We start from the raw sequence: 23,678 nt of genomic DNA, 5'->3' as shown, positions 1-23,678 counted from the left end.
CTTATTCACGATAGATCCCCGTGCTCGGCTCATCGCCGGCATAGCCCCAGGCGCGGTACATGCCTTCACTGTTGAACGGCAGGGCCACGTTGCCCTCACGATCCACAGCAATGAGTCCGCCGACGCCGCCCAGGGCAGGCAGTTTCTCCATCACCACGCGCTCGCAGGCTTCGCTGAGGCTTAAACCGCCGTAATCCATCAGCGCGGTGATGTCGTAGGCCGCAAGGGCACGAATAAAGACTTCCCCGGTGCCGGTACACGACACCGCCGCCGTCGCGTTATTGGCATAGCAGCCGGCGCCCGGCAGCGGGCTGTCGCCCACGCGTCCGGGGAGCTTGTTGGTCATCCCGCCCGTGGAGGTTGCCGCCGCGAGGTTGCCCGCTTTGTCGAGCGCCACCGCGCCGACCGTGCCCATTTTGCTGCGCTCATCCAGCGGCGCAGTATGGTCAAGCTGCGTCATGCCCGCCGAACGGGCGTCCAGCAGCTGCTGATAGCGCGCCTCTGTGGAAAACAGATCGGGCGATACCGGCTCCATTCCGTGTTCGAAGGCAAACCTCTCCGCCCCCGCGCCCGTCAGCAGCACGTGCGGGCTCTCTTCCATCACCAGACGCGCGGCCAGCACCGGGTTACGCAGGTGGCTGACGCCTGCCACGGCCCCCGCTTTCAGGGAGATACCGTCCATGACGCAGGCATCCAGCTCGTGGGTTTCATCCCGGGTAAAGACCGAACCGATCCCCGCATTAAATAACGGGCACTCCTCCAGCAGGCGTACCGCCTCGGTGACCACGTCCAGCGCGCTCTCGCCCGCTTCCAGCATTTTCTGGCCCGTTTCGACAATGGCGTACAGCGCGTCGATGTAGCGCTTTTCCTGCTCAGGAGTGAGCTGTGCACGGGTGATTGCCCCGGCCCCGCCATGAATTGCGATTACCGCCTTAACCATTCGCATCACCCGTTAGCCTGTTTTGCGGCTTTTTCTATAAATATCATTATCGTCGACGAAACTTCAGATGATTTTTGAATATAGAAAGACGTAACAGTGATGTAAAGCGTACACCCTCCGGTCATACAGTTAGCCGCACTTTTCTGCCATAATGGACGCTTTCGTTGTTACTCCGCAGGAGCCCACCATGGATTTTACCGCCGGACTGATGCCGCTTGAGACGGCACTCACGCAGATGCTTGACCGAGTTTCCCCGCTGCATGACGTTGAGACGCTGCCCCTCGTGCGCTGTTTTGGCCGTATTGCCGCACGCGATATCGTCTCCCCGCTCAACGTGCCGGGGTTTGATAACTCCGCGATGGACGGTTACGCGGTACGCCTGGCGGATCTCCAGACGGGTAACGCCCTGCCAGTGGCGGGTAAAGCCTTTGCGGGTCAGCCGTTTAGCGGCGAATGGCCTGCGGGCACCTGCGTGCGCATCATGACCGGCGCGCCAGTTCCGGCTGGCTGCGACGCTGTCGTCATGCAGGAAGAGACCGAACAGACCGACGACGGCGTGCGTTTTACCGCCAGCGTCAAAGCGGGCCAGAACATCCGCCGCACGGGCGAAGACATCACCCTCGGCGCGACCGTTTTTGCCGCCGGGCAAAGGCTGACGGTGGCGGAGCTGCCGGTGCTGGCCTCGCTCGGCATCGCGGAAGTTGACGTTATCCGCAAAGTGCGCGTCGCCGTTTTCTCCACGGGAGACGAACTGCAGCTTCCGGGCCAGCCGCTGCAGGACGGCCAGATTTACGACACCAACCGCCTGGCGGTGCACCTGATGCTGGAGCAGCTGGGCTGCGACGTGATTAACCTCGGCATTATTCCAGACGACCCGGAACAACTGCGCGCGGCGTTTATCGAGGCGGATAAATCCGCCGACGTGGTCATCAGCTCCGGCGGCGTCTCCGTGGGCGAAGCGGATTACACCAAAACCCTGCTTGAAGAGCTGGGCGAAATCGCCTTCTGGAAGCTGGCGATCAAGCCGGGCAAACCGTTCGCGTTTGGCAAGCTTCCACACAGCTGGTTCTGCGGCCTGCCGGGTAACCCGGTCTCCGCCGCGCTGACCTTCTACCAGCTGGCGATCCCGCTGCTGGCGAAGCTTTCCGGCAACAAGGCCAGCCCGCTGCCGGAGCGCCTGCGCGTGCGTGCCGCCACGCGGCTGAAAAAATCGCCGGGCCGCCTCGATTTCCAGCGCGGCATTCTGGCGCGCGGTGCGGACGGCGAGCTCGAAGTGAGCACCACCGGACATCAGGGCTCGCACATTTTCAGCTCCTTCAGTCTGGGCAACTGCTTCATCGTGCTGGAGCGCGAGCGCGGCAACGTGGAAGCCGGCGAATGGGTTGAGGTCGAGCGCTTTAACCACCTGTTCGGAGGCTGACATGACGGTGGAGCTGAGCGACCCGGAGATGATGCGCTACAACCGCCAGATTGTGCTGCGCGGGTTTGATTTCGAAGGTCAGGAAGCGCTCAAGGCGGCCAGCGTGCTGGTCGTCGGGCTGGGCGGGCTGGGCTGCGCCGCCGCGCAGTACCTTGCCGCGGCGGGCGTAGGAAGCATGACGCTGCTGGATTTCGATACCGTATCGGTGTCCAACCTGCAGCGCCAGACGCTGCACAGCGACGCGACGGTGGGCCAGCCGAAAGTGGAATCCGCCAGAGCGGCGCTGGCGCGTATCAACCCCCACGTTCAGTTCACGCTGATTGACGCAATGCTGGATGACGACGCGCTCTCCGCGCAGATTGCCCGGCACGATCTGGTCCTGGACTGCACCGATAACGTCACCGTCCGTAATCAGCTCAACGCGGGCTGTTTTGCTCATAAAACGCCGCTGGTTTCCGGGGCGGCGATCCGCATGGAGGGGCAAATCAGCGTCTTCACGTACGCCGAGGGTGAACCCTGCTACCGCTGCCTGAGCCGTCTGTTTGGCGAGAATGCGCTGACCTGCGTTGAGGCGGGCGTGATGGCGCCGCTCGTCGGCGTGATTGGTTCACTGCAGGCAATGGAAGCGATCAAGGTGCTGACGAATTACGGCACGCCCGCCGCGGGGAAAATCGTGATGTATGACGCGATGACCTGCCAGTTCCGCGAGATGAAGCTGATGCGTAACCCGGGGTGTGAGGTGTGTAGTCAGTAAAAAGTCGGGTGGCGGCGTCGCCTTACCCGACCTACGACGGCTCGAACGTAGGCCGGGTAAGCGTTAGCGCCACCCGGCAACCGCGTCAGATGGACGTCCGTCCAAACGCCCCCTGCCAGTCCTGCTCAAACTTCACAATCGCTGCGTCTACCGCCGGAGAGGTAATAAACTGCTGCGCCACGTCCAGCGGCAGCGTGATGGACTCGCAGCCTGCCAGCAGGCAGTCCAGCGCCTGACGCGGGGTTTTAAAGCTCGCGGCCAGCACCTTTGACTGCGGCGCGTGCAGCGTCAGCAGCTGTTGCAGCTCAATTACGGTCTGAATCCCGTCCCCGCCCTGCGCGTCCACGCGGTTAACGTAAGGGGCCACATACTCCGCCCCCGCCAGCGCGGACAGCATCCCCTGCGCGGCACCGTAGACCGCCGTGCCCAGGGTCGGGATCCCTTCCGCCTTCAGCATCTTGATCGCCGCAAGCCCTTCTGCGGTCACCGGCACTTTCACCACCAGATCGTTAATGATGGCGCGCAGCTTACGCGCGTCTTCCACCATCCCTTCGGCGGTGGTTGCCATTACCTGCGCAAACAGACGGCCCTTGCCGCCCAGCGCGTCGTGCAGCGCGGGCAGCAGTTCGTCGAGCGGCGTTTTACCGGCCGCCACAATGCTTGGGTTGGTGGTCACGCCAGCCAGCGGGAAGATACGCGCCAGCTTTTTGACTGCCGCAACGTCAGATGTGTCGAGATAAAGTTCCATGATGTCACCCTCAAAATTAGCCTGCACTTACCCTATCACGACAAAACCTGCTCAAGAGTTGACCTGCATCAAGATAACTTTCATTCGAAAGTAATTTAATCTTCATATGCAAGATGAGAGGCGAAAAACATGATCTTCAATATTCAGCGTTACTCTACCCACGACGGCCCCGGTATACGTACCGTGGTGTTCCTGAAAGGCTGCTCGCTGGGCTGTCGCTGGTGCCAGAACCCGGAAAGCCGCTCCCGCAGCCGGGACGTGCTGTTTGATGCGCGTCTGTGCCTGGACGGCTGCGACCTGTGCCAGCAGGCGGCACCGGGCTGCATCGAACGCGCGCTGAATGGCCTGGTCATCCACCGCGAAAAGCTGAGTGAAGAGACGCTTGATGCCCTCACCGACTGCTGCCCGACGCAGGCGCTGACCGTTTGCGGCGAAGAACAGCAGGTCGAGGAGATCATGGCGACCGTACTGCGCGATAAACCCTTTTACGACCGCAGCGGCGGCGGGATCATCCTCTCCGGCGGCGAACCGTTTATGAACCCGGAGCTGGCGCACGCGCTGTTTAAAGCCAGCCATGACCAGGGTATCCACACCGCCGTCGAAACCTGCCTTCACGTGCCGTGGCACTATATCGAGCCGTCATTACCGTACGTCGATCTGTTCCTCGCCGACCTGAAGCATGTCGACGGAGACGTTTTCAAGCAGTGGACGGACGGTTCGGCTAAGCGCATCCTGGACAACCTGAAGCGCCTGGCCGCCGCCGGGAAAACGATCACCATCCGCGTGCCGCTGATCCAGGGCTTCAACGCGGATGAAGCCTCCATCACCGCCATTACCAACTTCGCTGCCGATGAACTCGGCGTCGACGATATTCATTTTCTGCCGTATCACACGCTGGGCATGAACAAATACACCCTGCTCGGCCAACCCTACTCTGCCCCTGACAAACCGCTGGATAACCCTGCCCTGCTGGACTTCGCGCAGCAGTACGCCTGCCAGAAAGGGTTAACCGCGACCTTACGAGGATAAACCTATGACCACCCTGAATCTCAACACCCTCAGCGAGCGCATTAAGGCGCACAAAACGGCCCTGGTGCATATCGTGAAGCCGCCGGTCTGCACCGAGCGCGCACAGCATTACACCGAAATGTACCAGCAGCACATGGACAAGCCGATCCCGGTGCGCCGCGCCCTGGCGCTGGCGCATCACCTGGCCAAGCGTACCATCTGGATCAAGCACGACGAGCTGATCATCGGGAACCAGGCAAGCGAAGTGCGCGCCGCGCCGATCTTCCCGGAATACACCGTCTCCTGGATTGAGAAAGAGATCGACGATCTGGCGGACCGTCCGGGCGCGGGCTTTGCGGTGAGCGAAGAGAACAAGCGCGTGCTGCATGAGATCTGCCCATGGTGGCGCGGCCAGACGGTGCAGGATCGCTGCTACGGCATGTTCACCGACGAGCAGAAAGGCCTGCTGGAAACCGGCATCATCAAAGCCGAAGGCAACATGACCTCCGGCGACGCGCACCTGGCGGTGAACTTCCCCCTGGTGCTGGAGAAAGGTCTCGACGGCCTGCGCGCCAAAGTGGCCGAGCGCCGCTCGCGCATCAACCTGACGGTGCTGGAAGACCTGCACGGCGACCAGTTCCTGAAGGCGATCGATATCGTGCTGGAAGCGGTGAGCCTGCACATCAAACGCTTTGCCGAACTGGCGCGTGAAATGGCCTCCACCGAAACCCGCGTAAGCCGCCGCGACGAGCTGCTGGCAATGGCGGAAAACTGCGACGTGATTGCCCACGAGCCGGCAAAAACCTTCTGGCAGGCGCTGCAGCTGTGCTACTTCATTCAGCTGATCCTGCAGATTGAGTCCAACGGCCACTCCGTCTCCTTCGCGCGTATGGACCAGTATCTCTATCCGTACTACCGCCGCGACGTGGAGCTGAACCAGAGCCTGGACCGCGAGCACGCCATCGAGCTGCTGCACAGCTGCTGGCTGAAATTGCTGGAAGTGAACAAGATCCGCTCCGGCTCGCACTCGAAGGCTTCCGCCGGTAGCCCGCTGTACCAGAACGTCACCATCGGCGGCCAGAAGCTGGTTAACGGTGAGCCGATGGACGCGGTGAACCCGCTCTCCTACGCGATTCTGGAATCCTGCGGTCGCCTGCGCTCCACCCAGCCGAACCTGAGCGTGCGCTACCACGCGGGGATGAGCAACGACTTCCTCGACGCCTGCGTGCAGGTGATCCGCTGCGGCTTCGGGATGCCTGCCTTTAACAACGACGAAATCGTCATTCCGGAATTCATCAAGCTCGGCGTTGAGCGCGACGACGCCTACGACTACGCGGCGATTGGCTGCATCGAAACCGCGGTAGGCGGCAAGTGGGGCTATCGCTGCACCGGCATGAGCTTCATCAATTTCGCCCGCGTGATGCTGGCCGCGCTGGAAGGCGGCCGCGACGCCACCAGCGGCAAGGTGTTCCTGCCGCAGGAGAAAGCCCTCTCTGCCGGTAACTTCGATAACTTCGAGGAGGTGATGGCGGCGTGGGATACCCAGATCCGCTACTACACCCGCAAATCCATCGAGATTGAGTACGTGGTAGACACCATGCTGGAGGAGAACGTCCACGATATTCTCTGCTCGGCGCTGGTGGACGACTGCATCGAGCGCGCGAAAAGCATCAAGCAGGGCGGCGCGAAGTATGACTGGGTGTCCGGCCTGCAGGTGGGCATCGCCAACCTCGGCAACAGCCTGGCGGCGGTGAAGAAGCTGGTGTTCGAACAGGGCGTCATCGGCCAGCAGCAGCTGGCGGCGGCGCTGGCCGATGATTTCGACGGACTGACCCACGAGCAGCTGCGCCAGCGCCTGATCAACGGCGCGCCGAAGTACGGCAACGACGACGACAGCGTGGATATGCTGCTGACCCGCGCCTATCAGACCTATATTGAGGAGCTGAAGCAGTACCATAACCCGCGCTACGGCCGCGGCCCGATTGGCGGTAACTATTACGCGGGCACCTCTTCCATCTCCGCGAACGTGCCGTTTGGCGCGGCGACGATGGCGACACCGGACGGACGTAAGGCGCATACCCCGCTGGCGGAAGGGGCCAGCCCGGCTTCGGGTACGGACCACCTCGGCCCGACGGCGGTAATTGGCTCGGTGGGCAAACTGCCGACGGAAGCGATTCTCGGCGGCGTGCTGCTGAACCAGAAGCTGAACCCGTCGACGCTGGAAAACGACAGCGATCGCCAGAAGCTGATGGTGCTGCTGCGCACCTTCTTCGAGGTGCATAAGGGCTGGCATATTCAGTACAACATCGTCTCGCGCGAAACGCTGCTGGAGGCGAAGAAACACCCGGACCAGTACCGCGACCTGGTAGTGCGCGTCGCGGGTTACTCGGCGTTCTTCACCGCCCTGTCGCCGGATGCGCAGGACGATATTATCGCCCGTACTGAGCATACGCTGTAAGAAAACGCTCGGTGGCGCTGCGCTTACCGGGCCTACAGAGTCTCCCCGTAGGCCGGGTAAGGCGAAGCCGCCACCCGGCTTTCTGACTTTCATTCGAAATTAAATTTGTGCTCCCCGTCACCTTGTTATTAGAATGTTTCAAAACGCAGTGACCCAGGAGCACAGTATGACCGTTAAAGTTATCGTCACCGATATGGACGGAACTTTCCTTGATGATGCCAAGCAGTACGATCGTGACCGCTTCCAGGCACAGTTTGAACAGCTTAAAGCCCGCGACATTGAATTTGTCGTCGCCAGCGGCAACCAGTATTACCAGCTCATCTCCTTCTTTCCGGAGCTTAAAGATCGGATCTCCTTCGTGGCGGAAAACGGCGCGCTGGTGTTCGATCGCGGCGAGCAGATTTTTCACGGCGAGCTGACCCGCCATGAATCGCAGATCGTGATTGGCGAACTGCTGAAAGACAAAGGGCTGAACTTCGTGGCCTGCGGGCTGGAGAGCGCCTACGTCAGCGATAAAGCGCCGGACGCGTTCGTGGCGCTAATGTCAAAGCACTACCACCGCTTAAAGCGCATCAGCGATTACCGCGACATTGACGACGTGCTGTTTAAGTTCTCCCTGAACCTGCCGGACAGCGATATTCCTAATCTGGTGGATAAGCTGCACGTCTCGCTGGACGGCATCATGAAGCCGGTCACCAGCGGCTTTGGCTTTGTCGATTTGATTATCCCCGGCCTGCACAAAGCGAACGGCATCAGCCGTCTGCTGAAGCGCTGGAAAATTTCTCCGCAAGAGTGCGTGGCGATTGGCGACAGCGGAAACGATGCCGAGATGCTGAAGCTGGTGAAATATTCCTTTGCGATGGGCAACGCGGCAGAGAGCATCAAAGAAATCAGCCGCTACAGCACCGATGACAACAACCATCACGGCGCGCTGAACGTCATTCAGGCCGTGCTCGACAACCATTCCCCGTTCGACGCCTGATCCTCTTCTCGCCGGAGCCCTGCTCCGGCACCCTCACTCATTTTCCCGTCCTGTGGCGCAGGTCAAGTTTTTAAACTTGCATTAACTTATTTTTAACTTAAAGTATCACTTGTAGACACTTTTACTTTCGAATGAAAGATGCGAGGCAGTTATGACCTTTACCAGTGAAACCTTGCCAGCGGATCACAAAGCGGCAATCCGTCAGTTGAAACGTGAGTTACGCGCGCAGATCGGCGACGTGCAGGCGGTGTTCAACAAGCTCAGCGACAGCATTGCCACCCGCGTGGCGGAAATTAACGCGCTTAAAAATAAAGGTGAATCCGTCTGGCCGGTGATTCCGTTTAACGATGTGAAAAACGGCACGATTACCGACGCACAGCGCGAGGCCGTTAAGCGCCGCGGCTGCGCGGTGATTAAAGGTCACTTCCCGCGCGAGCAGGCGCTGGCGTGGGATCAGTCGATGCTCGACTACCTCGATCTGAACAAGTTTGACGAGGTGTACAAAGGGCCAGGCGATAACTTCTTCGGCACCCTGAGCGCTTCCCGTCCGGAGATTTACCCGATCTACTGGTCGCAGGCGCAAATGCAGGCGCGTCAGAGTGAAGAGATGGCGCAGGTGCAGTCGTTCCTGAACCGCTTATGGACGTTCGAGAGCAACGGCAAGCAGTGGTTCGACCCGGACGTGAGCGTGATTTACCCGGATCGTATCCGCCGCCGTCCGCCGGGAACCACCTCGAAAGGACTCGGCGCGCATACCGACTCCGGCGCGCTGGAGCGCTGGCTGCTGCCGGCATACCAGCAGGTTTTCGCCCGCGTGTTTGACGGCAACGTCGACAAGTACGACCCGTGGAACGCCGCGCACCGTACCGAAGTGGAAGAGTATACCGTCGATAACACCACCAAATGCTCGGTGTTCCGCACCTTCCAGGGCTGGACGGCGCTGTCGGACATGATCCCCGGCCAGGGGCTGCTGCACGTGGTGCCGATCCCGGAAGCAATGGCGTATATTCTGCTGCGTCCGCTGCTGGACGACGTGCCGGAAGACGAGCTGTGCGGCGTGGCGCCGGGGCGCGTGCTGCCGGTTTCCGAGAAGTGGCACCCGCTGCTTATCGAGGCGCTGACCAGCATTCCTGCGCTGGAGGCGGGTGATTCGGTGTGGTGGCACTGCGATGTGATCCACTCCGTCGCGCCGGTGGAAGATCAGCAGGGCTGGGGCAACGTGATGTACATCCCCGCCGCACCGATGTGCGAGAAAAACCTCGCCTACGCGAAGAAGGTCAAGGAAGCGCTGGAAACCGGCGCGTCGCCGGGAGACTTCCCGCGCGAGGATTATGAAAAAACCTGGCAGGACCGCTTTACCGTGAACGATCTCAACATCCACGGCAAACGCGCGCTGGGCATGGTCTAGCTGTCGTACAGCCCTTCCCGCTCCACGGCGGTGCGTCGTTTCCCCTGACGTATCCGCCGTACCGATTCCCGCACGGCCAGCGTGCCGTTCAGCAGCAATGTGCCTACCGGCGCGTCCAGTCGCATGAGCCGCTGCTGGAGCATGTGTACCGCTTCCGTTCCCAGCTCATCGCGGGGAACATGCACGGCCGTTAATGGAACATCCTGAATCGCCGCCAGGTTAAAGCCGTCGATGCTCATCACCGAGACGTCCTGCGGCACGCGCAGGCCGTGGTTTTGTAAGGCGCTGATGGTGCCCGCCGCCATAAAGTCGCCGCCAACCAGGAACGCCGTCGGCAGGTCTTTTCCCTGCTGATGATTTAGCCAATCGCTCACCAGCTGCTCCGTCTCTCTGGCGCTGAAGCTCGGCACCACCAGCAGATCGCGCTTGTCGTTGAACGCCAGGTTGTGGGACTGCCACGCGTCGCGGATCCCCGACAGGCGCAGCTCCATCGTGTAGCGACGCAGGCACAGCACGTTCATCACCTCGCGGTGTCCCATCTCGAACAGGTACTCCGCCGCCCGCTCGCCGATGGCGCGGTGATCCGGCGCAACGGCAGGCAGACGCATGTGCCGGTCGCGGCAGTTAATCAGCATGCAGGGTTTGCCCACGTCTACCGCCAGATCGTGGATATGCGGATCGTCAATACCGAGAAGAATGGCCGCCTGGGTGTCCGGCTCGTTCATCCGCGTCAGAAACAGCTGGGCGTCGCTGTCGTTCTCCTCCAGCGCGCAGTAGCGCAACCGGACCTCGTGGGAGGCAAGGGCTTTGCTCACGCTCTGGATCACGCGGTAGTAAAAGATGTCTGACCGCTCGTCGAAGGCGCGCTGCGGGGCAAAAACCACCAGGCTGTTAAGCAGCAGACGCCCGGCCGCCATGCCGTCCATTACCCCCAACTCGCGCGCGCACGCCAGCACCTTTGCACGCGCTTTTTCGCTGGTATTCGCTTTCCCCGCCAGCACCCGCGACACGGTGCTGATGGAGAGCTGCGTGCGGGCCGCGATTTCGGTGATTTTTAGCCTTTTGTCCATTTTGTGATCTGGCTCCATTTGCGAAATGAAAAAATTTTCATAGCGTGTTTATCAGGCAATAACTGACATGAATGCCATCATGCCAGAGTGTTTTCGTCGGTTATGAGAAATTTTGCACAAAATCCACTTTTGCCCACTCATTTTCTTCCTTAAGGTGAACTTGTCACACAGCTTCCATACTAGTTGTATAGCAACTTAAGCATTATAAGCGGATAGAAATCAAAGGCATAACAATCTGTGTGACACCTGAACCTCCGTCCCCTTACCGTCCGTCTTGTGGAGAGTAAAATGAGTCAGGACATCAATAACACCATTGCGACAAGCAAAACCCGTCGCGTCATCAAGAACCTGCGCTGGTACGTGCTGGTGCTGTTCTTACTTGGCGTCACCGTTAACTACATCACCCGTAACTCGCTCGGGATCCTCGCCCCGGAACTGAAAGAGAGCCTGGGAATCACCACCGAGCAGTACTCCTGGATCGTCGGCGCGTTCCAGATCGCCTATACCATTTTCCAGCCCCTGTGCGGCTGGCTGATTGACGTCATTGGCCTGAAGATTGGCTTTATGGTCTGCGCCGGGATCTGGGCGCTGATGTGTATTTTCCACGCGGGCGCCGGAAGCTGGCTGCACCTGGCCATACTGCGCTTCTTTATGGGGGCTTCAGAGGCCGCCGCCACCCCGGCGAACGCCAAAACCATCGGCGAATGGTTCCCGAAATCAGAGCGTCCCGTTGCCGCTGGCTGGGCGGGCGTGGGCTTCTCCATCGGCGCGATGCTGGCTCCGCCTATCATCTACTTTGCTCACGCCTCGTTCGGCTGGCAGGGGGCGTTTATGTTTACCGGCGTGCTGGCGCTGCTGTGGGTGATCCTCTGGTGGGCGTTCTACCACAACCCGGAGCAGCACCCGAACCTGAGCAAGGACGAGCTGGCGTTTATCAAGCAGGATAACGAACCGGCGCCGGTCAAACTCCCTTTCCTGACCGCGCTGAAAACCGTTTCAAAAAACAAACGTTTCTACGGTATCGCCATTCCGGCCTTTATGGCAGAACCCGCCTGGGCGGTGCTGAGCTTCTGGGTGCCGCTGTACCTTGCCAAAGAGCACGGTATGGACCTGAAGCAGATTGCGATGTTTGCCTGGCTGCCGTTCCTCGCCGCCGACCTCGGCAGCGTGGCAAGCGGCTACCTGACGCGTCTGTACACCCGCCTGTTCGGCTGCTCCCGCGTGAACTCGGTCGTCGCCAGCTCCGTGACCGGCGCGTTCCTGATGATCTCGCTGGCCATCGTGGCCATTACCCGCGACCCGTATATCACCATTGTGCTGATCTCCATCGGCGGCTTCGGGCACCAGATCATCTCCTGCATGCTCAGCGCCCTGGTCGTGGAGTCGTTCGATAAAGGCCAGATGGCGACCGTCAACGGCATGCGCGGCTCGGCGGCGTGGATCGCCAGCTTCCTGTTCTCGCTGTTAATTGGTGTAACCGCCGACAAAATCGGCTTTAACCCGCTCTTTATCGCCATGGGCTTCTTTGACCTGATTGGCGCTCTCTTCCTGGTAGCATTTATTGCTGAACGTCGCGCGAAGCGCGCCTGATAGTGGATGTATTGCATATGAAAACCCTGAAAAACTGGACCCTTGATACGCAGTCGGCAAACCATCTGGAACTGCTGGTCGATAGCCGGCACCGCCTGTGCCTGTATGTGCTGGAAGAGAACCTGTTCCGCGTGCTGATCAAACGCAAGGGCGAGCTGGCGCTGGACCGCACCTGGAGCATCGCACCGGAAAAAGACGTGCCGTGGGAAGGTCGCCGTCGCGACGATATCAGCGGCTTCTCCTGCCCCGCCTGGACGCTGACGCAGCAGGACGACACGTTAACCGTGGCAACCGAACAGCTGCGCGTCACCGTGCACCAGCCGCTGTGGCTGGAGTGGCACTACCGCAATGACGCGGGCGAGTGGCAGCCGCTGGTCAACGACCGCCCCACCAGCGCCTACCTGCTGAACGCCCACGGCGACGGCGTGGCGCACTACCTGAGCCGCCGCAAGGACGAGCGTTTCTACGGCCTGGGTGAGAAAGCGGGCGATCTGCAGCGCAACGGTAAACGCTACGAGATGCGCAACCTCGACGCGATGGGATACAACGCCGCCAGCACCGATCCGCTGTACAAGCACATTCCGTTCACCCTCACCCGCCGCGACGACGTGAGCTACGGCCTGTTCTACGACAACCTGAGCAGCTGCTGGCTGGATCTGGGTAACGAGATCGACAACTACCACACCGCCTATCGCCGCTGGCAGGCGGAAGCGGGCGATATCGACTACTACCTCTTTACCGGCAGACGCGTGCTGGACGTCACTAAAGCCTTTGTTCGCCTGACCGGAAAAACGCTGTTCGGACCGAAATGGAGCCTGGGCTACAGCGGCTCAACCATGCACTACACCGACGCGCCGGACGCGCAGAATCAGCTGATGAACTTTATTCGCCTGTGCGAAGAGCACGCCATTCCGTGCGACTCGTTCCAGCTTTCGTCTGGCTATACCTCCATCAACGACAAGCGCTACGTTTTCAACTGGAACTATGACAAGGTGCCGCAGCCGAAGGTGATGAGCCAGGCCTTCCACGACGCGGGAATGAAGCTTGCGGCGAACATCAAGCCGTGCCTGCTGCAGGACCATCCGCGCTACAGCGAAGTGGCGGAACGCGGGCTGTTCATTCGCGATTCAGAAACCGATGCACCCGAACGCTCCAGCTTCTGGGATGACGAAGGCTCACACCTCGACTTTACCAACCCGCAAACGGTGCAGTGGTGGCAGAACGGCGTCACCACGCAGCTGCTGGAGATGGGCATCGACTCCACCTGGAACGACAATAACGAATATGAAGTGTGGGACGGGGAAGCCCGCTGCTTTGGCTTCGGCCAGGAGATTGCCATCAAGCATATTCGCCCGGTGATGCCGCTGCTGATGATGCGCGCCTCGCTGGAAGCGCAGCAGCGCTTTGCGCCGGAAAAACGCCCGTATCTGATCTCCCGCTCCGGCTGCGCCGGGATGCAGCGCTACGTCCAGACCTGGAGCGGCGACAACCGCACCAACTGGGACACCCTGCGCTATAACATCCGCATGGGGCTGGGCATGAGCCTGTCCGGGCTGTTCAACGTCGGCCATGACGTAGGCGGTTTCTCCGGCGACAAGCCGGACGCCGAGCTGTTCGTGCGCTGGGTGCAGAACGGCGTGATGCACCCGCGCTTTACCATTCACTCGTGGAACGATGACCACACGGTGAACGAGCCGTGGATGTATCCGGGCGTCACGCCTGCCATTCGCGGCGCGATTGAGCTGCGCTACCGCCTGCTGCCGTATCTCTACACCCTGCTCTGGCAGGCGCACGCCGACGACGAGCCGATGCTGCGCCCGACCTTCCTCGACCACGAGCACGACGCGCAAACCTTCAAAGAGTGCGACGACTTCCTGCTGGGCCGCGACCTGCTGGTCGCCAGCGTCGTCGAAGCCGGGCAGCGCGAGCGCCGCGTCTGGCTACCGGATAACGAAACGGGCTGGTACGATTTTTACACTCACGCGTGGTATGCGGGCGGGCAATCCATCGTCCTGGATGCGCCGCTGGAAAAACTGCCGCTGCTGGTGCGCGCCGGGGCCGGTCTGCCGCTCAGCGAGCGCATCACGCATGTGAGTGCCGAAAAAGATACGACCCGCGAGCTGAAGCTGTTCCCGGTGAAAGGCGTGGGCACAACCACGGGGCTGCTGTTTGAAGACGACGGTGAAAGCTGGGGCTACCTGAACGGCAATGCGCTGTGGGTGGAATGGGAGATGGTGTGCGACGGCGCAACCATAAACCTGAAGGTGAACGCGCGCGGCGACTATCGTCCGGCGTGGAAGGCGCTGAAGGTATCATTACCGGCGGGGGAAAAACGTACGCTACGGGTGAACGGGGTTGAAAGGAGTGAGTGGGTGCTCTGAACATTGCCGGGTGGCGGCTTCGCCTTACCCGGCCTACAAAGTCACCCGTAGGCCCGGTAAGCGAAGCGCCACCGGGCTTTTTTTTAGCCGTCGATACCTTTGCTGCGCAGGTAATCTTCGTAGTTACCGGTGAAGTCCACCACGCGCTCTGGCGTAATCTCGATCACGCGGGTTGCCAGCGAGCTGACGAACTCACGGTCGTGAGAGACGAAGATCAGGGTGCCCTGATACATCTCCAGCGCCATGTTCAGCGATTCGATCGATTCCATGTCCAGGTGGTTAGTCGGTTCGTCCATCACCAGAATGTTCGGTTTTTCCATCATCAGCTTGCCGAACAGCATGCGGCCTTTCTCGCCACCGGAGAGCACTTTAGCCGGCTTTTTGATGTCGTCCTGGCTGAACAGCAGACGGCCCAGGATGCTGCGCACCGCCTGCTCGTCGTCGCCTTCCTGCTTCCACTGGCTCATCCAGTCGAAGACGGTCAGGTCATTTTCGAATTCGTACTCATGATCCTGCGCGTAGTAGCCAATCTGCGCGTTCTCGGACCATTTCACGGTGCCGTTGTCCGGCTGCAGTTCGCCGACCAGGGTTTTCAGCATGGTGGATTTACCCACGCCGTTGGCGCCCAGAATGGCAATCTTCTCGCCCACTTCCAGCAGCAGGTTGAAGTTTTTAAACAGCGGGCCTTCATCGAAGCCTTTGGTAAGGGCTTCCACTTCCAGCGCGTTACGGAACAGCTTCTTGTCCTGCTCGAAGCGGATGAACGGGTTCTGACGGCTGGAGGCTTTAACCTCTTCGAGCTTGATTTTGTCGATCTGACGCGCACGCGAGGTCGCCTGACGCGACTTAGAGGCGTTAGCGCTGAAGCGGCTAACGAAGGACTGCAGGTCCGCAATCTGCGCTTTCTTCTTGGCGTTGTCCGCCAGCAGACGCTCGCGCGCCTGGGTGGCGGCGGTCATGTACTCGTCATAGTTGCCCGGATAGACGCGCAGCTCGCCGTAGTCCAGATCCGCCATGTGCGTACAGACCATGTTCAGGAAGTGACGGTCGTGCGAGATGATGATCATGGTGCTGTCGCGGTCGTTGAGCGTCTGCTCCAGCCAGCGGATGGTGTCGATGTCCAGGTTGTTCGTGGGTTCGTCGAGCAGCAGGATGTCCGGGTTAGAGAACAGCGCCTGAGCCAGCAGCACACGCAGCTTCCAGCCTGGCGCAACTTCGCTCATCGGGCCGTAATGCTGTTCAACCGGAATGCCGACGCCCAGCAGCAGCTCGCCCGCACGCGCTTCCGCAGAGTAACCGTCCATCTCGCCGTACTGCGTTTCCAGATCGGCCACCTTATAGCCATCTTCTTCGCTCATTTCGGCCAGCGCGTAGATGCGATCGCGCTCCTGCTTCACTTCCCACAGCTCCGCGTGCCCCATGATCACGGTGTCCAGCACGGTGAACTCTTCGAAGGCGAACTGATCCTGACGCAGCTTACCGATACGCTCGTTCGGATCGAGCGACACGTTGCCGAGGGTCGGCTCCAGATCGCCGCCGAGGATCTTCATGAAGGTGGATTTTCCGCTACCGTTGGCGCCAATCAGGCCGTAACGGTTGCCGCCGCCAAATTTGACGGAAATGTTTTCGAACAGCGGCTTACTGCCAAACTGCATAGTGACGTTGCTGGTAACTAACACGGGGAGATTCCTGCGAAAAGTGTGATAAACACGGCATTATGCCACAATTCCGAATTGAGATCCCGTGTTGCGGCAATCCACTAAACTTTAACAAAATCGAAAAAAATGTGATTTCGTACACATCTGAATTCCCTGTTAGCGGGAATGCACATATAATGCGCTCCCATCACAGATTCAGACTTATCAACTCATCGCCAGAATGGCTTAGATACCTCGCACAACATGAACATGAAATTAACAACGCTTTTTGCGGCGGCGTTAGCCGTAGTAGGTTTTTGTAAGACCGCGTCTGCGGTGACGTATCCCCTGCCGACCGACGGAAGCCGTCTGGTGGGTCAAAACCAGGTGGTGACGGTGCCTGAGGGTAACTCTCAGCCGCTGGAGTATTTCGCCGCGCAGTACCAGCTGGGCCTGTCTAACATGCTGGAAGCGAACCCGGGCGTTGACCCGTATCTGCCAAAAGCAGGTACCGTGCTGAATATTCCTCAGCAGCTGATCCTGCCGGATACCGTTCATGAAGGTATCGTGATCAACAGCGCCGAAATGCGTCTGTATTACTACCCGAAAGGCACCAACACCGTTATCGTGCTGCCAATCGGTATCGGCCAGCTGGGCAAAGACACCCCGCTGAACTGGACCACCAAAGTTGAACGTAAGAAAGCGGGCCCAACCTGGACCCCTACCGCCAAAATGCACGCGGAATACATCGCTGCGGGCGAACCGCTGCCAGCCGTTGTGCCAGCCGGCCCGGATAACCCGATGGGTCTGTATGCCCTGTACATTGGTCGTCTGTATGCGATTCACGGCACCAACGCCAACTTCGGTATCGGTCTGCGCGTAAGCCACGGCTGCGTGCGTCTGCGTAACGACGACATCAAGTTCCTGTTCGAAAACGTGCCGGTCGGTACGCGCGTGCAGTTCATCAACGAACCGGTGAAAGCGACGTCTGAGCCAGACGGCAGCCGCTACATCGAAGTGCACAACCCGCTGTCCACCAGCGAAGACCAGATCAACAACAACGAGATCGTGCCGATTACGCTGAACAGCGCGGTGCAGTCCGTGACCTCTCAGCCTGACGTGGAAACCACCATCGTCGACCAGGCGATTCAGAACCGTTCCGGTATGCCGGTGCGTCTGAATTAATCACGCGCATTAAAAAAGCGGGCTTCAAGGCCCGCTTTTTTTTATCCGTTATTCACGATAACAATCCCGCCGTGGTCGTACCGATAGTGGCAGTGGGCATACTCCAGCGCGGTGCCGTCCTCCAGATAAATCACCTGCTCCACCTCCAGCACCGGATCGGTTTCCTCACAGACCAGATGCTCTCTGTCCAGCGCGTTGGGCTTTAGCGCCCTCACCACCCGGTACGATCCCATAATTTTCAGCCCCAGGGTCTCCTGAACGTACTGGAACACCGAACCTTCAAGATGGCTTTTCGTCAGGCCCGGCACCAGATTCATCGGCATCACCGTGGAATCCAGCGACATGGGTTCACCGTTTAATAAGCGCAGACGAATAAAGTCATAGACGGGCGCATCGGCGTTAATCATCAGCGACGCCTGCTCTTTTTCGTTCGGGAAGCGCAGTTCAAAATGCACCACCTGGCTCGTGACCGTGCCCAGATGTTCCCAGGTTTTGGTGGCACCGAAATAGTCGCTGCCGGAGAGATCCCACTGCGAGAGCTGGAGGAAGTTTTTGCGGATGAACGTCCCTTGCCCCTGACGGGTGTAGACCAGCCCTTCGACGATCAGCTGACGCATCGCCTGCTGGATGGTCATCCGGCTGGTGCTGAACTCCGCCGCCAGCGCAAACTGGTCCGGGAGCGGTTCATTGGCGGCGTACTGCTGGCTGATAATGCGTTTCTTGATTTCCCGCGCTATGGTGATGTACTTCGCCGCCATCGTCCTTCCTTTCTGTTAGTTTTCTATCCCGCTGTTTTTCAACGCCACTCGCTCGGCAATCTTGAGGAAAGGCAGGTAGAAGAATACACCAAATATAATGATTGCCAACTGCACCACCACCGCCCGCCAGTCCCCTGCCGTCGCCAGCCAGGCGCTGAGAATCGGCGGCGTGGTCCACGGGATCATCACCACGCAGCGCGACATGAATCCCAGCGTGGTACAAAGCCAGGCGAAGTAAATGCCGATGGCGGGCAACAGCACAAACGGGATCATCAGCGGCAGGTTAAACACAATCGGCAGGCCGAAGATCACCGGCTCGTTGATGTTGAACAGGCCGGGCGCCAGCGACAGACGCGCCACCTGCTTCGCCGACTGCTGTCGGGAGAAGATAAAGATGGCGATCAGCAGCGAGATCGTGCTGCCGGTTCCGCCCACCATGCCAAACGTCGGCACGAAGATGTTGTTGATGATGTGCGGAATGGGCTGGCCGTTGGCGAAGGCCAGCATGTTCTCGTTGGTGTTGATCAGCAGAAACGGCTCCAGCACCACGCTGTTGACCACCGACTGATGGATACCGAGCGTGAACAGAAAGTTGCCGAAACTGTAGATGAAAATCGTCCCCGGCAGGCTGGTGTTGATCAGCCGCAGCGGCTGCTGGATAAAGGTGGTAATGAGATGGATCAGATCCGTGTGCAGCACGTTTGCCAGTATGGCCGCCAGCACCGCGAACAGGGAGAGCGTGAGGATCGTCGGGATCAGCGCGGTAAAGGATTTGCTGACCGCTGGGGGCACATTTTCCCCGAGCGATATGTGCAGCGCCTTCAGGCGCGAAATCGCGATAAACACTTCCGTTGAGAGCAGCCCAATCAGCACCCCGGCGAAAATCCCGGTGGAGCCGATATTGGCGAAGGTCAGCACCTGCGTGACGTTCACCGCAGCGTCGCTGCCAACGGGCGTAACCTGTAAGCGCATCGGCATCATGATGATAAAACTGCTGACGGCGATAACCACTGCCGAAACCGGGTTGTCGAAATCTTTGTTGCGCGCCAGTGACCAGGCGATCATCGGGGCCAGCAGCAGCGCGGCGATGTTAAGCGTGCCGTTGATAATCGCCTCGCCCCACACTTTGAAGTGTGCCAGCGTATCGCCGTGAAAAATCCACGGAAACACCACGTTGTTCACCAGCACCGCCAGGCCGGCAAGGATGAAAATCGGCATCACCGTGGCGAAGGCGTCGCGCAGGGAGCGCAGGTGCACCTGGTTTGCCAGGCGCGCCGAGAACTCAACAAACTTATCGACAAAGGACTGCATATGCGGTGTGATTTTTGTTTCAGACATAGCGGAGTGTTCCCATCAATCAGTCACAAAAACGGCCCGGCAGCGTACGGCTTACATCTCGCGTCCGTTGGTATGGATAACCTGTTTTAACCACGCGTAGCTCTTCTTCGGCACGCGCCTGAGGTCTTTCAGGTCGTGGTTTTCCCGGTTGACGTAGACCACGCCATAGCGCTTACGCATGTCGCCCTGGGAGCTGAGAATGTCGATTAACCCCCAGCCGAGGTAGCCCATGACCTCTGCCCCATCCTCGAATATCGCCGCTTTCATCGCCTCGATGTGCGCCCGGTGGTAGTCGATGCGGTAGGTATCCTCGATGGGGTTGACGCCATCCCAGGACTCAATTACGCCAATGCCGTTTTCAATCGGGAAGACCGGCATGCGCCAGTCGTTGGCGTAGCGGGTAATGATGGTGCGAAAACCGAGCGGGTCGATCTGCCAGTTCCACTCGGTGGCTTTCAGGTAGGGGTTATTTTTCTCGCCGTGCAGCAGGTAATAGTTGACCGGCGTGCCTTCCGGGATCGCATCGCTGTCCAGCGTTTTGCTGGCGTAGTAGCTGAAGGCCATATAGTCGTTTCTGGTGCGCGCCAGTAGCGCTAAATCTTCGGCACGGTAGATATCACCAAAGCCTTCCTGCTCCACCACCGCCATCACCGCCGGGCTGTAGCCCTGCCCGGCAAAGACGCGCAGCAGGTTCTGGTTGAGGAACTCGTCATACTGCTGGGCGCAGAAGATATCGCGCGGTTTGCAGGTGGCCGGGTAAACCAGCTGGTGCGCCAGCATGCCGCCCATCAGCTGGCCCGGTTTTGTCTGGTGCAGGTATTCGGTCAACGCCATGTGCGCCACCATGGTGTGATGCTGCAGCTCGTACAGCTCGCGCAGGGTTTGATCGCCTTTCATGTAGCCAGAAATGCGAAACGCTTCCGGCATATGGAAGATGTTCTGCTCGTTGAAGGTCAGCCAGTACTTCACGCGGTCGCCAAAGCAGTCGATCATCTTTTTACCGTAGCGGATAAAGGCGTCCATTACCCGGCGGTCATTGAAGCCGTTGTACTCCTGCGCCAGCGCCAGCGGCATATCGAAGTGGTAGAGGCAGATCATCGGCTCAATACCGCGGGCGATGAGATCGTCAATAAAGCGGTCGTAAAACGCGATGCCCTCGTCGTTGAACGCGCCGTCACCCTGCGGACAGACGCGGCTCCAGGAGATCTGGAAGCGGTAGCAGTTCATGCCCAGATCCTGCATCAGGTCGAAATCTTCCCGGTAGCGATGGTAGGAGTCGGTCGCCACTTTCCAGTCGGAGATGTTCTCCCCGGCCTCACGAATGTCGTACACCGACATCCCCTTCCCGCCCTCGTTCCAGGCCCCTTCCGTCTGCATGCTCGATACCGAGTTGCCCCATAAAAAGTTGGCCGGCAGCTGATTGCTCATGTTTCCTCCCTATATGACTAGTCATTTAAAATTTCATGACTAGTCATATAGGCGAAGATGGCATGTCGATCAAAGCGGAGGATCGTTTTTTGTGAGGTAGGTTGGAAAGAAGACGCCGGGCAGGAAAAATGATTCGCGCAAACCCTGTTATTGAGGCCGGTGCGTTAGCCTATGCAAAATCACATTTCCCGATCGTGCCGCTGGCTGGCCTCATAAAATCACTATTAACTTAATGAGCACGAACCACGGCCCAGGCCGAAAAATAAAAATCTCAACCCTATCAAATGGAAAATGACGCTCATGAAGATATTTACTAGCCGTATCGCATTCGCTCTCAGCTTAGCGTTGCCATGCTCAATGACTCACGCGGCAACGGTGTATACGGGTGATAAGGTGCAGGGAGTGCCGGTTATCTCGACTCTGGATGTATCAGACCTGACAGCAGGACAGCATCGCTTCATGTTCGAGGGGGTTGAGACAGGAACAGGACAGCGCTGGTATGTCCCCATCATGGTGGCAAAAGGCAAAACGGACGGGAAGAACGTTCTGCTGCAGGCGGGCGTCCACGGGGATGAGCTAAACGGCGTGCGCATCGTACAAAAAGTGATGGAACAACTGGACCCCGCAAAAATGAACGGCAGCGTTATTGGCATTATCGGTCCAAACCGTTCTGGACTTGAAAGGGTCTCCCGGACATGGTCCGTTTCAACCGATGGGGGTGAGACGATCGACTACAACCGCGTGCATCCAGGAAAAGAAACGGGTAACCCTGCCGAGCGTCAGGCATGGATGATGTGGAATAAGGTTTACAAAGGAAATGTCGACCTGGCGATTGACTATCACACCCAGTCTACCGGAACGGCTTATCCGCTGTTCATTTATGCCGACTACCGCAATGCGGATGCCCGGACGATTGCAGAACTTTTTCCGGCCGATCAAATTAAGAAAGATCCCGGCGAAGCCGGCTCAATGGAGACAACCTTTATTCAAAATGGTATCCCGGCGATAACGGCCGAGACGGGAGAGCCGAGGATTTACCAGCAGGATATGATTGCCCGGGGTGTAGAGGGTGCCCTCAATGTACTGATTCATTACAAGGTGATTGAAGGCAAAATCGGCGCAACCGCCATCAGCAATAAAACGTATATTGGTAATTCGATCAGTTCAATACGAGCGACCACGGGCGGGTTTGCGGAAGTTTTCGTTAAGCCCGGCGACACGGTCAAAGCAGGACAAGAGGTCGCCCTGCAGCGAAATGCATTCGGTGATGTTGTCGCGAAGTATTCAGCAGAGCGGGACGGCAAAGTACTGTCAGTTGGAACAGATGTCGTGAGAGAACCCCGGGCCCTGCTGGTAAGAATCCTTGAGCAAAACCCAGCGGCAACCTGCAAAGACGGTTGCTGATTCCCGCCACAGCCCATCGTTGAATCGGCAAAAGCGTGCTCAGTGAAATAAGCCGCTTTCGCCGATTTCTGTACCGATGGGCAAACAAATTTAAAAATTACCTGATGCGGAGAGTTACTGTTGCGCGAGCTGATTACGGCGATACTCTCCCTGCCGCGCGAGCATCCAGCCGGGATACTCGCGCGGCAGCGCGCTCACCGCATCCAGCTGTTTTAGCTCGTCTTCGCTTAAGCGGATCCCGGTGGCGGCAATGTTGTCGTCCAGCTGTTCAACGCGTTTCGCGCCAATGATGACGCTGGTGACGGCCTTCTGATGCAGCAGCCACGCCAGCGCGATTTGCGCGACGGAGACGCCCTTGCTTTCGGCAATCACGCGCATCACGTCCACGCAGTCAAAGGCGCGCTCTTTGTTCACCGGCGGGAAGTCAAACTCCAGACGACGACCACCGGCTTCGCTCTGCCCGTCGCGGCCATATTTTCCGCTCAGCAGGCCGCCCGCCAGCGGGCTCCAGACCATCAGCCCGACGCCTTCGCTCTGCATCATGGGGACCAGCTCGCGCTCAAGATCGCGTCCGGCGATGGTGTAATACGCCTGGAGGGATGCGAAGCGCGCCAGCCCGAGGCGCTCGGAAATACCCAGCGCTTTGGCAATCTGCCACGCCGCCCAGTTCGAGACGCCGATATAGCGCACGTGGCCGTGCTGCACCAGGTTATCCAGCGCATACAGCGTCTCTTCAATCGGCGTGGCCGGGTCGAAGCCGTGCAGCTGATAGAGATCGATATGATCCAGCTGCAGGCGGCGCAGGCTCTCCTTCACGCTGCTGATGATGTGATAGCGCGAGCTGCCGCGCGAGTTCACTCCTGCCGTTCCCGTTTCGCCAAATACTTTAGTGGCGACGACCACGTTCTCGCGCGGAATTTTCAGGTTTTTCAGCGCCTGGCCGACGATCGCCTCCGAACGCCCTTCCGAGTAAACGTCCGCGGTGTCGATAAAGTTGATCTCGGCATCCAGCGCGCGGCCCACCAGCTGTTCTGCTTCGCTTTGCTGGAGCTGACCAATCTTGCCCCACATGCCGCCTTCACCGCCGAAGGTCATGGTGCCGAGGCAGAGTTCAGAAACGAACAGTCCGGTATTGCCCAGTTTTTGATAACGCATAACGCTTTCCTCGC

Annotated in this window: 18 protein-coding genes; 10 read left to right on the top strand and 8 right to left on the bottom strand. The window is 59.1% G+C overall.

Annotation, left to right across the window (positions count from 1 at the left end; genetic code table 11):
* Window position 1 precedes the first annotated feature (1 nt).
* The gene (iaaA, locus tag PI91_RS09610; protein ID WP_025912889.1) at window positions 2–940 is read right to left on the bottom strand and encodes a beta-aspartyl-peptidase; all 939 of its coding nucleotides are present in this window, start codon (window positions 938–940) and stop codon (window positions 2–4) included.
* A gap of 187 nt (window positions 941–1,127) precedes the next feature.
* On the opposite strand from iaaA, the gene moeA reads away from it, so the two are divergent.
* Entirely contained in the window at window positions 1,128–2,360 is a 1,233-nt protein-coding gene (moeA, locus tag PI91_RS09605) for a molybdopterin molybdotransferase MoeA (protein WP_039266035.1), read from the top strand.
* A 1-nt stretch (window position 2,361) separates the two neighbouring features.
* On the top strand, window positions 2,362–3,114 hold the full coding sequence (gene moeB / locus PI91_RS09600) for a molybdopterin-synthase adenylyltransferase MoeB (protein WP_023343645.1): 753 nt from the start codon (window positions 2,362–2,364) through the stop codon (window positions 3,112–3,114).
* Window positions 3,115–3,199: 85 nt separating this feature from the next.
* Here moeB and fsa read toward each other — a convergent pair whose 3' ends face one another.
* Complete coding sequence (fsa, locus tag PI91_RS09595; protein ID WP_008501195.1) at window positions 3,200–3,862, bottom strand: fructose-6-phosphate aldolase; 663 nt, start codon at window positions 3,860–3,862, stop codon at window positions 3,200–3,202.
* Window positions 3,863–3,991: 129 nt separating this feature from the next.
* On the opposite strand from fsa, the gene PI91_RS09590 reads away from it, so the two are divergent.
* The 4 genes from PI91_RS09590 to PI91_RS09575 all read left to right on the top strand — a co-directional run bounded on the left by PI91_RS09590 (window position 3,992) and on the right by PI91_RS09575 (window position 9,718).
* Window positions 3,992–4,891 (top strand): glycyl-radical enzyme activating protein, encoded by a 900-nt coding sequence (locus PI91_RS09590; protein ID WP_039266034.1) that lies wholly within the window; start codon window positions 3,992–3,994, stop codon window positions 4,889–4,891.
* Window positions 4,892–4,895: 4 nt separating this feature from the next.
* Window positions 4,896–7,328 carry a formate C-acetyltransferase/glycerol dehydratase family glycyl radical enzyme gene (locus PI91_RS09585; protein WP_039266032.1) on the top strand — a complete coding sequence of 811 codons (2,433 nt, stop codon included), beginning with the start codon at window positions 4,896–4,898 and terminating at the stop codon, window positions 7,326–7,328.
* 166 nt (window positions 7,329–7,494) lie between these two features.
* Window positions 7,495–8,310 carry a Cof-type HAD-IIB family hydrolase gene (locus PI91_RS09580; RefSeq protein ID WP_008501192.1) on the top strand — a complete coding sequence of 272 codons (816 nt, stop codon included), beginning with the start codon at window positions 7,495–7,497 and terminating at the stop codon, window positions 8,308–8,310.
* A 151-nt stretch (window positions 8,311–8,461) separates the two neighbouring features.
* A complete protein-coding gene (locus PI91_RS09575) occupies window positions 8,462–9,718 on the top strand; it encodes a DUF1479 domain-containing protein (RefSeq protein WP_025912884.1) in 1,257 nt (418 codons plus the stop codon).
* Here PI91_RS09575 and PI91_RS09570 read toward each other — a convergent pair.
* Window positions 9,715–10,788 (bottom strand): LacI family DNA-binding transcriptional regulator, encoded by a 1,074-nt coding sequence (locus PI91_RS09570; RefSeq protein ID WP_039266030.1) that lies wholly within the window; start codon window positions 10,786–10,788, stop codon window positions 9,715–9,717. The two genes, PI91_RS09575 and PI91_RS09570, sit on opposite strands and share 4 nt — an antisense overlap.
* 288 nt (window positions 10,789–11,076) lie before the next feature.
* Here PI91_RS09570 and PI91_RS09565 point away from each other — a divergent pair, with 288 nt between their 5' ends.
* Together PI91_RS09565 and PI91_RS09560 are read left to right on the top strand one after the other, a co-directional pair.
* Window positions 11,077–12,378: an MFS transporter gene (locus PI91_RS09565; protein WP_008501189.1), complete on the top strand. Its 1,302-nt coding sequence runs from the start codon at window positions 11,077–11,079 to the stop codon at window positions 12,376–12,378.
* Window positions 12,379–12,395: 17 nt separating this feature from the next.
* Window positions 12,396–14,759, top strand: coding sequence for a TIM-barrel domain-containing protein (locus PI91_RS09560; protein WP_039266029.1), 2,364 nt, complete (start codon window positions 12,396–12,398; stop codon window positions 14,757–14,759).
* 83 nt (window positions 14,760–14,842) lie between these two features.
* Here the strand turns inward: PI91_RS09560 and PI91_RS09555 are convergent, their stop codons facing one another.
* Window positions 14,843–16,438: an ABC-F family ATPase gene (locus tag PI91_RS09555; protein ID WP_008501187.1), complete on the bottom strand. Its 1,596-nt coding sequence runs from the start codon at window positions 16,436–16,438 to the stop codon at window positions 14,843–14,845.
* A 222-nt stretch (window positions 16,439–16,660) separates the two neighbouring features.
* On the opposite strand from PI91_RS09555, the gene ldtB reads away from it, so the two are divergent.
* Window positions 16,661–17,581 carry a L,D-transpeptidase gene (ldtB, locus tag PI91_RS09550; protein WP_008501186.1) on the top strand — a complete coding sequence of 307 codons (921 nt, stop codon included), beginning with the start codon at window positions 16,661–16,663 and terminating at the stop codon, window positions 17,579–17,581.
* A 41-nt stretch (window positions 17,582–17,622) separates the two neighbouring features.
* Here ldtB and PI91_RS09545 read toward each other — a convergent pair whose 3' ends face one another.
* The 3 genes from PI91_RS09545 to PI91_RS09535 are packed head-to-tail and all read right to left on the bottom strand — an operon-like array spanning window position 17,623 to window position 21,105.
* Window positions 17,623–18,339, bottom strand: a complete 717-nt coding sequence (locus PI91_RS09545) for a GntR family transcriptional regulator (protein WP_008501185.1) — start codon at window positions 18,337–18,339, stop codon at window positions 17,623–17,625.
* Between the two features lie 15 nt (window positions 18,340–18,354).
* A complete protein-coding gene (locus PI91_RS09540) occupies window positions 18,355–19,677 on the bottom strand; it encodes a PTS sugar transporter subunit IIC (protein WP_039266027.1) in 1,323 nt (440 codons plus the stop codon).
* A 51-nt stretch (window positions 19,678–19,728) separates the two neighbouring features.
* Window positions 19,729–21,105, bottom strand: coding sequence for a glycoside hydrolase family 1 protein (locus PI91_RS09535; RefSeq protein WP_008501183.1), 1,377 nt, complete (start codon window positions 21,103–21,105; stop codon window positions 19,729–19,731).
* Window positions 21,106–21,405: 300 nt separating this feature from the next.
* On the opposite strand from PI91_RS09535, the gene PI91_RS09530 reads away from it, so the two are divergent.
* Window positions 21,406–22,509 (top strand): succinylglutamate desuccinylase/aspartoacylase family protein, encoded by a 1,104-nt coding sequence (locus PI91_RS09530; RefSeq protein WP_052232741.1) that lies wholly within the window; start codon window positions 21,406–21,408, stop codon window positions 22,507–22,509.
* Window positions 22,510–22,623: 114 nt separating this feature from the next.
* Here the strand turns inward: PI91_RS09530 and PI91_RS09525 are convergent, their stop codons facing one another.
* Window positions 22,624–23,664, bottom strand: coding sequence for an aldo/keto reductase (locus tag PI91_RS09525; RefSeq protein WP_039266025.1), 1,041 nt, complete (start codon window positions 23,662–23,664; stop codon window positions 22,624–22,626).
* Window positions 23,665–23,678 lie beyond the last annotated feature (14 nt).

The organism is Enterobacter sp. FB (genome assembly GCF_000805795.1).
GTDB classification, from domain to species: Bacteria; Pseudomonadota; Gammaproteobacteria; order Enterobacterales; family Enterobacteriaceae; genus Enterobacter; species Enterobacter roggenkampii.
The sequence above is the reverse complement of the archived record's forward strand: the minus strand, read 5'-3'. Positions and strand labels throughout refer to the sequence as shown.

What these genes read in the sequence shown, in the direction of transcription:
- PI91_RS09585 (WP_039266032.1), top strand. Translation starts at nt 4,896, where the DNA reads ATGACCACCCTGAATCTCAACACCCTCAGCGAGCGCATTAAGGCGCAC.
- PI91_RS09560 (WP_039266029.1), top strand. Translation starts at nt 12,396, where the DNA reads ATGAAAACCCTGAAAAACTGGACCCTTGATACGCAGTCGGCAAACCAT.
- PI91_RS09525 (WP_039266025.1), bottom strand. Translation starts at nt 23,664, where the DNA reads ATGCGTTATCAAAAACTGGGCAATACCGGACTGTTCGTTTCTGAACTC.
- PI91_RS09540 (WP_039266027.1), bottom strand. Translation starts at nt 19,677, where the DNA reads ATGTCTGAAACAAAAATCACACCGCATATGCAGTCCTTTGTCGATAAG.
- PI91_RS09530 (WP_052232741.1), top strand. Translation starts at nt 21,406, where the DNA reads ATGAAGATATTTACTAGCCGTATCGCATTCGCTCTCAGCTTAGCGTTG.
- PI91_RS09580 (WP_008501192.1), top strand. Translation starts at nt 7,495, where the DNA reads ATGACCGTTAAAGTTATCGTCACCGATATGGACGGAACTTTCCTTGAT.
- ldtB (WP_008501186.1), top strand. Translation starts at nt 16,661, where the DNA reads ATGAACATGAAATTAACAACGCTTTTTGCGGCGGCGTTAGCCGTAGTA.
- moeA (WP_039266035.1), top strand. Translation starts at nt 1,128, where the DNA reads ATGGATTTTACCGCCGGACTGATGCCGCTTGAGACGGCACTCACGCAG.
- iaaA (WP_025912889.1), bottom strand. Translation starts at nt 940, where the DNA reads ATGGTTAAGGCGGTAATCGCAATTCATGGCGGGGCCGGGGCAATCACC.
- PI91_RS09590 (WP_039266034.1), top strand. Translation starts at nt 3,992, where the DNA reads ATGATCTTCAATATTCAGCGTTACTCTACCCACGACGGCCCCGGTATA.
- PI91_RS09535 (WP_008501183.1), bottom strand. Translation starts at nt 21,105, where the DNA reads ATGAGCAATCAGCTGCCGGCCAACTTTTTATGGGGCAACTCGGTATCG.
- PI91_RS09575 (WP_025912884.1), top strand. Translation starts at nt 8,462, where the DNA reads ATGACCTTTACCAGTGAAACCTTGCCAGCGGATCACAAAGCGGCAATC.
- moeB (WP_023343645.1), top strand. Translation starts at nt 2,362, where the DNA reads ATGACGGTGGAGCTGAGCGACCCGGAGATGATGCGCTACAACCGCCAG.
- PI91_RS09570 (WP_039266030.1), bottom strand. Translation starts at nt 10,788, where the DNA reads ATGGACAAAAGGCTAAAAATCACCGAAATCGCGGCCCGCACGCAGCTC.
- PI91_RS09545 (WP_008501185.1), bottom strand. Translation starts at nt 18,339, where the DNA reads ATGGCGGCGAAGTACATCACCATAGCGCGGGAAATCAAGAAACGCATT.
- PI91_RS09565 (WP_008501189.1), top strand. Translation starts at nt 11,077, where the DNA reads ATGAGTCAGGACATCAATAACACCATTGCGACAAGCAAAACCCGTCGC.
- fsa (WP_008501195.1), bottom strand. Translation starts at nt 3,862, where the DNA reads ATGGAACTTTATCTCGACACATCTGACGTTGCGGCAGTCAAAAAGCTG.